The following is a 14986-nucleotide window of genomic DNA, read 5'->3' on the forward strand; positions in this document are numbered from 1 at the left end:
CCCAGTGCAATACCGAGCTCAATATTTAAGTTAACTAACCTGTCCAACTTTTGGGGGCAGATCAAAGTGCGGTCAAATTTTGTATTGTATTTTAATAATTGCTAAACTAGTTGAAAGTATCAACTGATTTTATAAAGGAGAGAACATGAGTTCGTTAAAATGCCAAGCTGAAGAAGCGAAAGTGTGTTGCTGTGTTGATGTCGGCACCGTCATTGATGGTTCCGATTGCACCATCGATTTTGAGCAGGTGTATGCCACGGAAGCGCAGGCAAAAGAAGCATTAGCCTATTTAACTGAAAAAGCGAGAGCGGCAGAAAGCGATCCGTGCAAGATTAACAGCGAAATAAGTGCGGTGGAAAATGGCGTTAAATTGAAAGCCACCTTTGAATTTTGCTGCCAAGCGGAATCCATGATTTTCCAACTTTCTACGCGCTAATTTCGGGTGTAAAAAAGAAAAAAGCTTAAGTGTGAGAACTTAAGCTTTTTTTATAGATGATTTGGCGCATCCCGAGTGATTTCAGATCGACATAATAAAAAGGCGGTAAAAATAGGTTAAATTTTTACCGCACTTACCGAGCACGAATCTATTATTCGTGCATGCCTAATTTTTTCTCCAAATAGTGGATATTGGTGCCACCTTTTTGGAAGTTTTTATCTTCAAGAATCAGTTCATGCAACGGAATATTGGTTTTAATGCCGTCAATGATGGTTTCTGATAACGCATTTTGCATACGACGGATCGCCACTTCACGGGTATCGCCGTAAGTAATCAATTTCGCAATCATGGAATCATAATGCGGAGGAACCGTATAACCTGCGTAAATGTGAGAATCCCAACGCACACCTAAACCACCCGGAGAATGCAAATGATCAACTTTGCCCGGTGATGGCAAGAAGGTTTTTGGATCTTCCGCGTTGATACGACATTCTATCGCATGGCCTTTGACTTTAATGTCTTCTTGTTTGAAAGAAATCGGCAAGCCGGAAGCAATGCGCAATTGCTCTTTCACCAAGTCCACACCGGTAATCATTTCCGTCACCGGATGTTCCACTTGAATACGGGTATTCATTTCAATGAAATAGAACTCACCGTTTTCATATAAGAATTCGAATGTACCTGCACCGCGATAACCGATTTCTACACAAGCCTTCGCACAGCGGGAACCGATATCACGACGAACTTCTTCTGTGATACCCGGTGCAGGCGCTTCTTCCACCACTTTTTGGTGGCGACGTTGCATAGAACAATCACGCTCTGCCAAGTAAACCGCATTGCCGTGGGTGTCCGCTAATACTTGAATTTCCACGTGACGTGGATTTTCCAAATATTTTTCCATGTAAACCATGTCGTTGTTGAAAGCCGCTTTCGCTTCGGCTTTCGTCATGGCAATAGACTCTTCCAACGCCTCTTCGCTACGCACTACGCGCATACCACGACCGCCGCCGCCGCCCGAGGCTTTGATAATGATCGGGTAGCCGATACGTTTCGCAATTTCTTTATTTCTTGCGATGTCAGAAGTTAATGGGCCATCAGAACCCGGTACGCAAGGTACACCGGCTTTTTTCATGGCGTTAATGGCGGACACTTTATCGCCCATTAAACGAATCACGTCAGCGGTTGGGCCGATGAAGATAAAACCGGAACTTTCTACTTGTTCGGCAAAATCCGCATTTTCAGAAAGAAAGCCATAGCCCGGGTGAATAGCGTCAGCACCGGTCACTTCAGCGGCAGCAATAATTGCCGGAATATTTAAATAACTTTTTGCAGATTGAGCAGGGCCGATACACACGGTTTCATCTGCAAGCAGAACGTGTTTTAACTCACGGTCTGCCGTAGAATGTACCGCAACGGTTTTAATGCCCAATTCTTTACAGGCGCGCAAAATTCGCAGAGCAATTTCGCCGCGATTTGCGATAACAACTTTTTCTAACATAATAAATCCATTCTTGTTTAAATTATGGTGTGCTATGTTAATTATTCGATAATAATCAACGGCTCATCAAATTCGACAGGCTCACCATCATTTACCAAAATAGCTTTTACTACACCTGCTTTATCCGCTTCAATACGGTTCATCATTTTCATCGCTTCAACGATGCAAAGTGCATCACCTACTTTTACGGTTTGACCGACTTCAACAAAGGCTTTCGCTTCTGGGCTTGGGCTACGATAGAATGTGCCGACCATCGGAGAGCGGATCTTATGACCGGCAATTTCCTCAGGTGCGGCAGCAAGTGCTGCTGGTGCTGCGGCAGGTGCAGCAGGTGCCGCAACCGGTGTTGGTGCCGCTGCTGGAATGGAATATTGAACATTTGCCGGTGCAGCAACTGTAGCACGACTAATGCGTACAGAGCCCTCTTCTTCTGAAACCTCAAGTTCCGTAATGCCGGATTCTTCTACTAATTCAATCAGTTTTTTAATTTTACGAATGTCCATAGTTTTCCCTAAAACATATTAAATTTAAACCGCACTTTTTAGAAAAAAAGCGCGGTGTGGATTAAGATAAATTTTCGCCCGAGAGATTACCGCAAAATCATCATTTTGGCGATAAAATTCTGTGATTTTCGTTAAATTTCGTCAAATTTTACTTTTTTGAAAGATAATTTACGGCAAACTGCAACGCAAAATCATACCCTTGCGCACCGCAGCCACAAACCACCCCTTCCGCCACATCGCTAAAATAGGAATGATGACGAAACGGTTCTCGTTTATGAATATTGGATAAATGCACTTCAACGAAAGGAATGCCAACGGCAAGTAACGCATCACGCAAGGCTACACTGGTGTGGGTATAGGCCGCGGGATTGATGATAATAAAATCCACTTTTTGAAAGCTTTGGTGAATTTTCTCAATCAATTTTTCTTCGCTATTGGCTTGAAAACAATCCAGTGCCACTTGCTGTTTTACTGCTTGTTGTTGCAAATGCTGTTCAATTTCCGCTAAGGATAAATGCCCGTAATGACCCGGTTCACGCACACCCAACATATTCAAATTCGGGCCATTTAACAGTAAAATGTTGTATTTTGATGACATATCACATTCCTTTTTATTGCGCGCATTATAATGATTTTTCGCTTTCGGCTGGTCTAATCTGTAAAAACCGCACTATAAAAAATAACCGAAAAAATGACCGCACTTTTAATCTAAAATGACTTCGGTGATGAATTCCGAATCCAAGCCAACGACAGGTAATTCCGACCCCGGCCAGGTTCTGACGACTTGATAATCCATTAAATCCAGTGTGTCTAACCCCGGCGTGACATTTGGCGTATATTGTTTTGCCATACGCGCCAGTTGGGTTAAACCAAAGCTACTTTCAATGCTGGAACTGATAACCGCTTTCATACCTAACGCGTGCGCCTGTTCAATCAACTCAGCACAACGTTCAATAGAGCCCACCAACGTCGGTTTAATCACAATCGCCGCCAAGTGCGGTTCTTTTTCCACACGAAAATCAGGCTCGCGTACACTTTCATCCCAGGCAATGCTAATGCCGGTCTCTGCCGCAAATTGACGACTTTCCTCACGGGTTTTGCAAGGTTCTTCAATAAATTGAATGCGCGCACGGTGTTCCGGTTTCACATATTTGGCAAACATTTGCGCTTTAGCCGGCGTCCAACTGCGGTTAGCATCTAGCCGTAATTGCAAGTCCGGAATGGCTTCTAACAGCATATCGGCAATCAGGCCATCACGATTGGCTTCATACATGCCCACTTTCACTTTCGCCACTTTTTCACCCTGCATTTGATCCAGCGGTTCATAAAGCTCATCCGGATCGCCATAACATAAAGGTGCCGTTTGATAATTGCCTTCATCGTCCAAGCGACCTTTCATTTCCATCAAGGCACAACTGAGCCCGAACGCCACGGAAGGATATAAATCCGCCGTTAAATCCAATTTCACATTACAACTGCGGGATTGATCCCATTTTTCCAGCCATTCGATGGCTTGGGCTTGGGCTTGGTCTAAGGTTTCATGACTAAACTCCGGCAATGGTGCAATTTCACCCCAACCTTCATTTTGCCCACAGCACACTTTTACCAAAAGGCCTTCACGCTTTTTCAAAAAGCGATTGCGCAAAATCAGTTGCGAATCTACCGGAATGGAATAACGGAAAAGTTGGTAACGACGATGTTGAATGGCGCAATTTTTCTTTTCATAGAAAATTTTGCCAACCCGTTGAATATGTTCCAGTAAAACCGGATCGGTAATCTTGTCATAAATGACTAAATCGAATTTATACGGAATGGTAGTTTGCGATAGGGTTTGCTGAATGTCGTGCAACATGTCATCGGTAATGCCATCGCCTTTTAAGGCTAAATCAATGTCCGAGTCTTCTCGAAAATTCCCTTTCCCGCGCGAGCCAAACAAAATCGCTGTTTCAACATTGGGGAAATGGCGCAAATGCCAACCGATATTTTTAATGATTGTTTCTGTTAAACCGAAATCCATTGTCTGTTACTCCGTCTATGATGAATAAAATGCGTGATGAAAGCAGGGGATTTTCGCTGCATTTAAGCGACATCCCACCAAATTAACGCCCATTTGCGTTGCCCGTGTTCGATGGCTTCATTGTTCTGTTGTTTTTGACGATAAAATGCGGATAAGCCTTGTTTTTCTTTGTCGTTCAACGGACCAAGTGAAAATTCTACGGAAGCCAGTAAGTCTTCGTAGGTTTCGCCCATAAAGCGACCGGATTCCGTTTCAATGAAATTCAGATTCGCTTGAATGCCTTTTTGATAAAGCCGATTGAGCAGGTAAATATAGGTGGGGAAACCCACATCATTACGCCCAATCGCAGAAAACACGCCTTCATCTAAAAAATGGCGTTGCGTCACCGAAGTGAGATACACCCGTTTTTTGGCTTTGGCGCAGATCTTCGCGATCATATCATCTAAGTCATCGACCAAGGTAGAGCGGGAGGCAAGTACCACATCTGCCGCCGGCACATCATCCCAGTTATCCGCCCAAGATTTATGGAGTAAGTGTAAATTATCCAGTTGTAGGGCGTGTTTGAACTCAGCCAGTGCCGCCAACATGCCCGTGCTGTAATCCAATGCGTAAACCTGACGACAATGTTGCGCCAAAGGTACGGCAAATGTACCCGGACCGCAGCCGATATCCAAGAGGGTTTCATCCGGCTGCATTTGCATTGCCGCCATTAACTGCGCGTTATAGCAACTTGGCTTACCCACCAAATTTTCAGCCATTTTGGGCGCTTTTTTATCCCATTTGTTCGGCGGCAAATGAGAATGATTACAGGCGATAAGATGTTGCTTATAAAGCGCATTAAAATCTATGTCGTCGATTGTCATAAGTCATCCTCAGGCATTCTAAGTGCGGTCGTTTTGGGTCGTATTTTTATTTCACTTGATTTAACAGGAATTGTACGAGCAAGGAAACCGGTCTGCCGGTTGCGCCTTTGTTTGCGCCTTGTAGCCATGCGGTTCCGGCAATGTCGAGGTGCGCCCATGGGTATTTCTTGGTGAAATTGGCGAGGAACGCCCCTGCTGTGATCGCACCGCCCCAACGTCCGCCAATATTGGCTAAATCGGCAAAGTTGGATTTTAACTGTTCTTGGTATTCTTCGCTTAACGGTAAACGCCATGCCTTGTCGGCACTTTGTTGTGCCGCTTGTTCAAGCGCGGCTGCAATGTCGTCATGGGTAGAGACTAAACCACTGTTGTGTTGCCCTAATGCGACGACGCAAGCACCTGTTAAGGTGGCAATGTCGATGACCAGTTCAGGATCGAAACGTTCTACATAAGTGAGGGTATCGCATAAGACGAGGCGGCCCTCTGCGTCAGTATTTAACACTTCCACGGTTAAGCCGTTCATAGTAGTGAGAATATCGCCCGGGCGATAAGCGTTGCCGTCCGGGAGATTTTCACAGCCTGCCATCACACCGATCACATTTAACGGTAGTTGTAGCTGTGCTAATGCATTCATCACGCCGTAAACGGAGGCTGCGCCGCACATGTCGTATTTCATTTCATCCATATCCGCAGCCGGTTTTAGGGAAATACCGCCGGCATCAAAGGTTAGGCCTTTACCTACTAACACAATCGGTTTTGCGTTCGGGTTCAGGGCATTACGGTATTCCATAATGGCTAATTTTGCTTCGTTGTGCGCCCCGCGAGATACTGCAAGATAGGCACCCATACCCAGTTTTTCCATCTCGGCTTCACCTACAATAGTGGTTTTTATCAGTGGTGAGGTTTCGGCTAAGTGCAAGGCTTTGTTCGCTAGATAAGTTGGGTTGCACACATTCGGTGGGCAGTTCGCCACATCTTTAGCATGGCGTACGCCGAGGGTGATTGCAGAGGCATGCTGAATCGCTTGTTCGGCGGATGCCAGCTCATCTGCGCCAACGTTAAAAATCACCCCTGAAAGTGCGGTGGATTTTTCTGCTATTTTTTGACTCTTGAATTGAGTGAATTGATATAAATCCTGTTCGATGGTTTCAATAGCAAAGCGGATGTTCCAGTAAAGCGCCCGTTGATTAAGTGGAATTTCAGTTAAAAAACTGACCGCACTTTTAGCTTGGGTAGTTTTTAGGGCTTGGACGGTTTTTTGGATAAGCTGTTTATATTGACGTTCATTTAGTAGTTCGCCTGCTTTGCCACAACCCACCAGTAACACACGTTCGGCGGCAATATTGGGAAGATGGCGTAATAATGTCGTCTCGCCTAACTTGCCGCTGACTTCGCCACTTTCTACCAATCGGCTGAGGTAATTTTGTGAAATGTCGTTAATTTTAGCCGCACTTGGTGATAGGGTTTTCTCTTCAAAAACGCCGACAATCAGGCAATCGGCAGATGTGTTTATGGCGACTTGTTGCGCGCTGTAGTTCATGTTTTCCTCGCTTATTTTTCTGTTTTCAATGTCAAATTTAAGGTATTATACGCCACTTATTATTTCGGGCTTGCACTTAATTTGCCCGTGTCAAATGCAACGAATTTAATCTCTTTTGCTGAAATAGCAAGAAAAAATAGGCAAAAAAAGTGATTTTAACCAGATATTTAACGAAAGAAGTTTTTAAAAGCCAAATAGCGATTTTGTTCATTTTGCTGCTGATTTTTTTCTGTCAACAGTTGGTGCGCGTGTTGGGTTCTGCCGCGAATGGACAAGTGCCTGCCGATTTGGTGTTTTCCTTGCTCGGGTTAGGGATGCCAACCATGGCGCAATTAATGTTGCCGCTTTGTTTATTCATCGCGATTTTGTTGACCCTTGGGCGGCTCTATGCCGAAAGTGAAATTACCGTCATGCGCGCTTGCGGTATTGGTCAAGGCATTTTGATTAAAGTCGTCTTGATCCTGTCTTTGTTTACTGCTGCGGTGGCGGCTTACAATGCCTTATGGTTGACGCCGTGGGCGATTCATAAGCAAACGGAAATTGTAGAAGAAGCGAAAGCCAATCCGAATATGGGGGCATTGTCTGCCGGTCAATTTATGACGGCAAATAGCAGCGATTTCGTGTTGTTTATTGATAACATTCAAGATAACCAAATCAATAACGTTTATGTCTTCCAAACCCAGCCAAAAGGGCAGAGCAAGCCTTCCGTGATTGTGGCGGAAAAAGGCGAATTAAAAGCCTTGCCAAACGGTGATCAGATCTTAAATTTGCAAAATAGTGATCGTTTTGAAGGTACCGCAATTTTGCCTGATTTTCGCATTACGCATTTTGACGAATATCAAGCTTATTTAGGCCATAAAACCGTGGCAGAGGATGCCGATGAAGCCGGTGAAATGGACATTATGCAATTGTGGAATGCCAATACGCCGGCGATGAAAACCGAGTTTCATTGGCGTCTAACCTTGATTCTCGCGGTGCCGATTATGGCATTGCTGGCAGTGCCGTTAAGCCGTGTGAATCCACGTCAAGGCCGCTTTGCCAAAGTATTGCCGGCGTTGTTGTTATATTTGATTTACTTCCTATTACAAAGCTCGCTGAAGTCTGCCGGCAGCGCAGGCAAATTAGATGCCTCGTTGTTCATGCCGTTAGTGAATATCGCCTTTTTCGCTTTTGCGATTTTCTTGAATAGTTGGCATAGTGCGTTTATGTATCGCATTCGTTATTCCTTCGGCAAGACGGCAAAACAAGGATAAACATGATGAATACATTAGAACGCTATATCGGTAAAAGCATTTTAGGCACGATTTTTGCCACGTTATTCATGTTGGTAGGCTTGTCTGCGATCATTAAATTTGTGGAGCAATTTCGTAGCGTCGGTAAAGGCACTTACGATATTTGGCAAGCGATTGCTTACACCGTATTGACCATGCCAAAAGATGTGGAAACGTTTTTCCCCATGGCAGCCTTATTGGGCGCATTAATCGCCTTAGGCAACCTTGCCAGCCGGAGTGAATTGGTCGTCATGCAGTCTTCCGGTTTTTCCCGTATGCGAATCGGTCTTGCGGTGATGAAAACCACCATTCCGTTAGTTTTATTGACCATGATGATTGGCGAATGGGGTATTCCGCAAACCGAACAATTTGCCCGTGATATGCGTTCCAAAGCCATTTCCGGCGGGTCGATGTTATCGGTAAAAAACGGCATTTGGGCGAAAGATGGCAATAATTTCGTGTATGTTCGCAGCATCTCCGATGACATAGAATTACACGATATTTATATTTACACCTTTAATGAACAACGCCGCTTGGAAAAACTCAAGCACGCTAATCAGGCCATATTTAATGACGGCAAGTGGATGTTACAACAAGTCAATGAATCCATCATTCAACCAGAGGGAGTCAACACGGTCAACCGCTTAAATGAAGAATGGCAAACCAATTTAACCCCAGACAAACTGGGCGTGGCATCTTTAAGACCCACATCGTTGTCCATTTCGGGATTATCTAATTACATCACCTTCTTAAAAGAAACGGGGCAGGATTCAAAAAACTTCGAGCTCACCTATTGGCGCAAGTTGTTTCAACCTATTTCTGTGGGCGTGATGATGATGTTAGCGCTGTCCTTTATTTTCGGCCCATTGCGTAGCGTCACTGCCGGTGCACGCATTCTCATCGGGATTTGTTTTGGCTTCTTGTTTTATGTAGTGAATGAACTGTTCGGCAAATTCAGCTTGGTTTACAACACCACTCCGTTAATCGGTGCGCTGATGCCGAGTATGTTATTCTTAGCGATTACATGGTGGCTACTGGCACGTAAACGGAGCTAATGGCTACCGATAGAATATAAAGCAAAAAACAATGTAAAATTTGTGTAAATCTTCCCCTCTGAGTTCCAAATAGTGTAGAATCTGTACAAGTCTGTATGGATTCTGATCTTTAATGAGAAAAGTTTCAATGAATAAGTGTGCTAATTCAGTATTTAAATTAACTTTGGAGTTCATGTTATGAGCGTAACCGAAAGCTTTCTTTCACGTTTATCGCAAAAAATAAAAGCATTTTACCTCGATCAACAAGGGGTATATGGTGTCATGACGGCACTGTTGTTATTGCCGTTGATCATCCTCGTGGCATTTACCGTAGAAACCACCGGTATTTTGCTTGATAAAACTCGTTTATCACAAGCTACCGACCAAGCCGCCTTATTGTTGACAGCGGAGAATAACGAATTTCGTGCCAAAAAGGATCACAGTGATCTCATGCGCCAAAATTTAACAGCGCAAGAAAAAGCACTCCCGGCAGACAAACAATTTAGTACAAGAGTGGCAAAACGTAATCAAGAATTAGTACAAGACACGGTGAAGTTGTATTTGCGCTCTTATGGTGAAGGCGCAAACGCACCAATTACCATTACAAAAGATTTTACCGCCTTTTGTGAACCGCTCAGTCAGTCCGGTAAAGGTGAAGACGGTGTAACTTGCACCGTGCAAGGAGATGTCCGCCGTAAAAATGGTTTTAATATAATTAATGAATGGGTAAAAAGCCCGGATGGTCGCCTACCGGTCAATTCAGGCGCGTCTTATGCCGTGAAGCAAAGTGGTGGTGTACCAATGGAAGTGATGTTGGTTGCTGACTTTTCGGGCTCAATGAACCAAGATTTAAATAACAACAATAAGCCATTACCTTCGGGAGTACAGAGCAAGATTGAGGTGTTAAGAGAAGTTGTTGATGAAGTAACACAGATTTTATTACCCCAAGGTACGGTAGATGGACATAATCGAGTGGGATTTGTGACCTTTAATACAGCAGTTCGACAATGGAATGATAAGAAAAATTGTACATTGCCTATTTTCCCTATTGCAGGAAAAGACACTGAGTCAATTAAATATAATATTCAGTTAGGCAATGGATTTAACGAAACTGCAGATGAATTGACAAAGCGAGTCGCTAAAAAACATGGTAAGAAAGTGGATTATTTCAGCAATTGCCAACTACCAGGAAAAGGTTCAGGGAAGCCAACGGATAAGAATTATACGACTTTGGAATGTGAAGCTACAGATTCAAGAGAAGAGGCAATAAAAATGGCCATTGTTGAAGAAGATGATATAAACTCTGAGAAATTGATTAAAGAGTACATAAATATCAAAAAAACAGTGGAACAAATTGATCATTTTGATGGTTCTCCGCAAAAATATTCCATTATCCTTGATGTGCCTGTACATAAGATTAATGAAACCTGCCCTGAGAATAATGGTCAACCAACAAGTCAGGCTTGGTTTAGTAATGGTAAGGAACAAAAAGACCTCGTAAAAACATTTAGCTCCATTGAACCTAACCATCAAACAAATGCTTCATCAGGTATGATAACAGCAACTAATATCATGTCTGCTAAAGATACTGCTTATCAAGCAAAATTAGATAAAATAGGAAAAAATGCTAGAAGGGTAATGGTAGTTGTTTCTGATGGGATAGATAACTTTCCATATTGGGGATCTTTTGTGGAATTCCAAAATAATGGAATGTGTCAAAAAATTAAGGATAAATTAAATTCTTTACAAAATCCAAAATATAGTAAGGAAGATACAAGAATCGGTTTTATTGCCATTTCTTATGACCCAAGAAAAGGAACTGCAAATGCTACAACAAATAATAATATGCAGAACTATAATGCATGGAAAAAATGTGTTGATGATTACTACTACGTTGTTAAAAGCAAACAACAATTACTTGATGCCTTTAATGAAATTTTAGGTCTTCAAGAAGAGTTGGGAACATCCTCTTCACAAAAAATAAAACGCAAATAATGCGATAATACCCTCCAAATACAATGCCGATCAGTGAACACCGATCGGCATTTTTTGTAGCGTGCATCTTGATGCACGACCGATTTCACACCGAATGCCATTTCCCTTATGTCGAGGATTTTTAATTTCGTGCAACAAGTTGCACGCTACGGGGATGCATGAAATAAAGTGCGGTGGATTTTTCTGACGTTTTAAACGTTGTTGAAATCCACCGCACTTTTTTTGGGGGGGGAGTAATATATGAAGACATGGTAGCGTGCATCTTGATGCACGATGAATTCCCCACCGCACACGATGTTGCCCACGGATTTATCGAATACCGTGCCATTCGCGGATTGACCCAATGTAACTCCGAACGTCATTCTTCACATCAACGATTCATCATTTCGTGCAACAAGTTGCACGCTACAAGGGAGATAAAATAAAGTGCGGTTTAATATGTAAGTGTCGTTAGTATTCCGAGCTACGTGCTAAAACCTCACGTTTTCCATTTTGAGCGGCGGAAACGATGCCTTGTTCTTCCAGCTGCTCCATAATATTGGCGGCACGGTTGAAACCTACACGGAAACGGCGCTGAATAGCGGAAATTGAGGTCGTACCGGTGCTGACAACAAAATCTACCACTTCGTCAAAGAGCTCATCAATTTCATCGGAACGATCGAGATTACGCTCACTGTCGCTTTCATTTTCATCGTTACCATCTAAAATACCATCAATGTAATTGGGTTTGCCGCGCGCTTTCCAATCGTCCACGACACGCACGACCTCATCATCACTCATGAAGGCACCGTGAATTCGGATTAATTCAGTAGAACCTTGCGGAGAATAGAGCATATCGCCTTTGCCTAACAAGGATTCAGCACCAACCGCATCTAAAATCGTGCGAGAGTCGATTTTCGTTGCCACGGTAAATGCAATACGGCTTGGCACGTTAGCTTTGATTAAGCCGGTAATCACATCAACAGATGGACGTTGAGTGGCTAGAATCAGGTGAATACCGATGGCACGCGCCTTTTGGGCTAACCGGGCGATAAGCTCTTCCACTTGCTTACCGGCAACCATCATTAAATCAGCAAATTCATCCACAATTACCACGATGTAACTGAGTTTTTCTAACGGCGGTGCGAGTGAATCCATGGAATCCCCCGGACGCCATAACGGATTCGGGATCGGCATATTTAAGGCATTATATTCATCGATTTTTTCATTGAATCCTTCAATATTGCGCACGCGCAAAGCCGACAATAATTGATAACGGCGTTCCATTTCATCTACGCACCAGCGTAAAGCATTCGCGGCTTTTTTCATGTCCGTGACTACCGGGGTCAATAGGTGTGGAATGTCGTTGTAAATAGAAAGCTCCACCACTTTTGGGTCGATCATGATGAATTTCACTTCTTCCGGTTTTACACGGTACAACAAACTCAAAATCATGGTATTAACCCCAACGGATTTCCCGGAACCGGTAGTCCCTGCGACCAACAAGTGTGGCATTTTGGCTAAATCCACAACGACCGGTTTGCCGCTAATGTCTTTCCCTAACGCCATCGAAAGCAAGGCTTTGGAATGGCGGAATTCATCGCTGTCTAAAACATCCCGCAGCGGCACCATTTGGCGGTGATCGTTTGGCGTTTCAATGCCGATATAAGGTTTACCGGGAATCACTTCCGCCACACGAATGGAACGAAACATCAATGCGCGCGCCAAATCCGTATCCAAACCGGTGACTTTGGAGGCTTTCACACCGGGATCTAACTCCAGTTCATACCGTGTTACCACCGGGCCGATTAAGACATCCTTCACTTTAGCTTTGACGTTAAAATTACGTAATTGCTGCTCAATGCGTTGTGAAGTTTCCACAATTTCTTCTTGGGTTATATTTTGTGCTTGTGAATGATGATGCTCTAATAAATCCAAGCTAGGCAATGGGGTAGAGGGTTTTTCCAAACGACTACTGTGTTGTTGAAAGGCAGGATGCACCAATGAATTGCCATAAGGTTTATAGGCTACGCTTTCCGGCGTCGTGGTCGGTAATTCAGGTTCTTGCACCATTTGCGGAGAGGCCTCTTGCGTACTCATAGTTTGTGTACGCTGTTCCATTTCTTGTGAGCGTTGTTGTTCCTGCGCAATAAGTTGGTGAGCTAATGGATTTTCAGGTGCCTGTTCTCCATGTGAAGGTGACTCTTCTCTAGGATAAACTAACGAAACTGACGGAATCACATCATCTTCGCTAAAATTAGGCGTGTAAAAATCTGATGTAAAATCGACCGCACTTTGTGTCTCTGGTTGGCGGTTTATCTCAGTCATTGAGCACGTAGAAACCGGTGTTGCCTGAGGCTGCATGTTGTTTTGTTGTTGCGCAATACTCACATGAGGCAACGGTTCGGTTGGCTCAAAATCTGTGATAGTAAAGGTTTTTGCTTCTGTTTGTGGCGGCGCTGTTGTTAGTGGCGTCGTGTTGTTATCCGCAGATTGGGCAACCGTTTGTAATCCATGAATAGTAATCGGTGCCGTTGTTTGATTTTCTTTGGCGAGCGGCACCTGCGGGATTTCTGAAGAAGACGCTGCAGCCGGCATTTCCGCTGTAACCTCGGTTTGTGGCATCACGTGTTCGTGCATAGTCGGGGGCGTTTCCGGTGAATTTTGCATGGTAAGCCACTGATAAAAACGCACGATCAGGCGAATAAAAGAGGCGCCTGAACAGAAGATAAACCCTATCACGGCAAATACCACCGCAAGGCAAAGCAAGCCGAATTTACCCAAACTCGGATATAAGTTTAACGTTAAGCTTCCGCCCAACACGCCACCGGCAAGGTAACTGGCGGTATTGCTGAGCGATAACGTGCAAATCACTGTTAAGCCACATAAGAGTAAAATAAAACCGAAAGAGCGCAATGCGACTTTCGTTCCGGTTAGGTGATTGAGGCGTTGGGTGCGAAGTAAATACAGGGGAATAAAACATAAGCTAAACGGAATAAGATTGCCGATATAACCGAAAAAAACGAAAAATAAATCCACAAACCATGCACCCAGTGCGCCGGCCTTGTTGATGGTTTCTGATGAAAAACTGGAGGTTGCCCATGAGTTGTCTAATGGGGTATAGCCTGACCAAGCAATAATTAAATAAAGCCCGAAAAGTGCGGTCAATCCGAGCAGTAAATTGCCTAAGTAGGTTTTCAAAGAAAAATGCGCTAATGTGTGTTTTTTTATCATAAGTGAGGGTTTTACTTTTGTTTTAATTGTAAAAAATTCGTCTGTTTGACTTCTTCCATGACCACATAAGTACGGGTATCGTTCACGCCCGGTAAGCGCAGCAACGTTGTTCCCAGCAATTTGCGGTAAGCCGCCATATCTGCCACGCGCGTTTTTAACAAATAATCAAAATCTCCGGAAACTAAGTGGCATTCTTGAATTTCTTCCAGTTGTTGAACAGCTAAATTAAACTCTTCAAACACATCCGGCTTGCCTCGAACTAAGGTAATTTCAACGATCACCAATAAAGGCGAATCCAATAGTTCCGGATTCAGCAGCGCACGGTAACCCATAATAACACCTTGTTTTTCTAAACGTTTTACACGCTCTAAGCAAGGTGTTGGTGATAATCCAACCTTTTTGGACAAATCAATATTAGAGATTTTTCCATTGCGCTGTAATTCATTTAGGATTTTGATATCGATGGCATCAAATGCTTTTGTGAGTTTTTTTTCCATGGCTGACTGATTGCGATTAACGAGAAAGAGGATGATTTTAGCGTAGCCGGCAGGAAATTTCAGTAAGAAAATCGCGTCATTTAAAAAACATGGGTTTGTTGCGTATAAACGGTAAATTT

12 protein-coding genes and 1 pseudogene are annotated in these 14986 nt (G+C 43.6%); 4 read left to right on the plus strand and 9 right to left on the minus strand.

The features are described from left to right. Positions 1 to 145: 145 nt before the first annotated feature. Complete coding sequence (locus tag Q0203_RS08395) at positions 146 to 436, plus strand: YfcZ/YiiS family protein (protein WP_297931428.1); 291 nt, start codon at positions 146 to 148, stop codon at positions 434 to 436. Positions 437 to 587: 151 nt separating this feature from the next. Here Q0203_RS08395 and accC read toward each other — a convergent pair whose 3' ends face one another. The 7 genes and pseudogenes from accC to Q0203_RS08430 form a co-directional block, all read right to left on the minus strand. Then, positions 588 to 1934, minus strand: coding sequence for an acetyl-CoA carboxylase biotin carboxylase subunit (accC, locus tag Q0203_RS08400; protein ID WP_297931431.1), 1347 nt, complete (start codon positions 1932 to 1934; stop codon positions 588 to 590). Positions 1935 to 1975: 41 nt separating this feature from the next. Beyond that, positions 1976 to 2437 carry an acetyl-CoA carboxylase biotin carboxyl carrier protein gene (gene accB / locus Q0203_RS08405; RefSeq protein ID WP_297931434.1) on the minus strand — a complete coding sequence of 154 codons (462 nt, stop codon included), beginning with the start codon at positions 2435 to 2437 and terminating at the stop codon, positions 1976 to 1978. 148 nt (positions 2438 to 2585) lie between these two features. Continuing rightward, positions 2586 to 3035, minus strand: coding sequence for a type II 3-dehydroquinate dehydratase (aroQ, locus tag Q0203_RS08410; protein ID WP_297931437.1), 450 nt, complete (start codon positions 3033 to 3035; stop codon positions 2586 to 2588). Positions 3036 to 3140: 105 nt separating this feature from the next. After that, positions 3141 to 4142: an o-succinylbenzoate synthase gene (menC, locus tag Q0203_RS08415; RefSeq protein WP_297931531.1), complete on the minus strand. Its 1002-nt coding sequence runs from the start codon at positions 4140 to 4142 to the stop codon at positions 3141 to 3143. Positions 4143 to 4163: 21 nt separating this feature from the next. Next, a pseudogene (locus Q0203_RS08420) lies at positions 4164 to 4454 on the minus strand (nucleotidyltransferase domain-containing protein); the annotation flags it as partial. Between the two features lie 62 nt (positions 4455 to 4516). After that, positions 4517 to 5317 (minus strand): class I SAM-dependent methyltransferase, encoded by an 801-nt coding sequence (locus tag Q0203_RS08425; protein ID WP_297931440.1) that lies wholly within the window; start codon positions 5315 to 5317, stop codon positions 4517 to 4519. A 46-nt stretch (positions 5318 to 5363) separates the two neighbouring features. Further along, positions 5364 to 6857 carry a leucyl aminopeptidase gene (locus Q0203_RS08430; RefSeq protein WP_297931443.1) on the minus strand — a complete coding sequence of 498 codons (1494 nt, stop codon included), beginning with the start codon at positions 6855 to 6857 and terminating at the stop codon, positions 5364 to 5366. Between the two features lie 149 nt (positions 6858 to 7006). Here Q0203_RS08430 and lptF point away from each other — a divergent pair, with 149 nt between their 5' ends. From lptF to Q0203_RS08445, 3 genes are all read left to right on the plus strand, one after another. Further along, positions 7007 to 8110: an LPS export ABC transporter permease LptF gene (lptF, locus tag Q0203_RS08435; protein WP_290521458.1), complete on the plus strand. Its 1104-nt coding sequence runs from the start codon at positions 7007 to 7009 to the stop codon at positions 8108 to 8110. Between the two features lie 5 nt (positions 8111 to 8115). Then, positions 8116 to 9183, plus strand: coding sequence for an LPS export ABC transporter permease LptG (gene lptG / locus Q0203_RS08440; protein WP_297931534.1), 1068 nt, complete (start codon positions 8116 to 8118; stop codon positions 9181 to 9183). A gap of 177 nt (positions 9184 to 9360) precedes the next feature. Continuing rightward, positions 9361 to 11157: a TadE/TadG family type IV pilus assembly protein gene (locus Q0203_RS08445; protein WP_297931445.1), complete on the plus strand. Its 1797-nt coding sequence runs from the start codon at positions 9361 to 9363 to the stop codon at positions 11155 to 11157. 450 nt (positions 11158 to 11607) lie between these two features. Here the strand turns inward: Q0203_RS08445 and Q0203_RS08450 are convergent, their stop codons facing one another. Then, on the minus strand, positions 11608 to 14370 hold the full coding sequence (locus tag Q0203_RS08450; RefSeq protein ID WP_297931449.1) for a DNA translocase FtsK: 2763 nt from the start codon (positions 14368 to 14370) through the stop codon (positions 11608 to 11610). 11 nt (positions 14371 to 14381) lie between these two features. Beyond that, complete coding sequence (gene lrp / locus Q0203_RS08455; protein WP_033002642.1) at positions 14382 to 14867, minus strand: leucine-responsive transcriptional regulator Lrp; 486 nt, start codon at positions 14865 to 14867, stop codon at positions 14382 to 14384. Positions 14868 to 14986: the final 119 nt, after the last annotated feature.

The sequence above is a fragment of the uncultured Aggregatibacter sp. genome, from assembly GCF_938046485.1.
GTDB lineage: Bacteria > Pseudomonadota > Gammaproteobacteria > Enterobacterales > Pasteurellaceae > Aggregatibacter.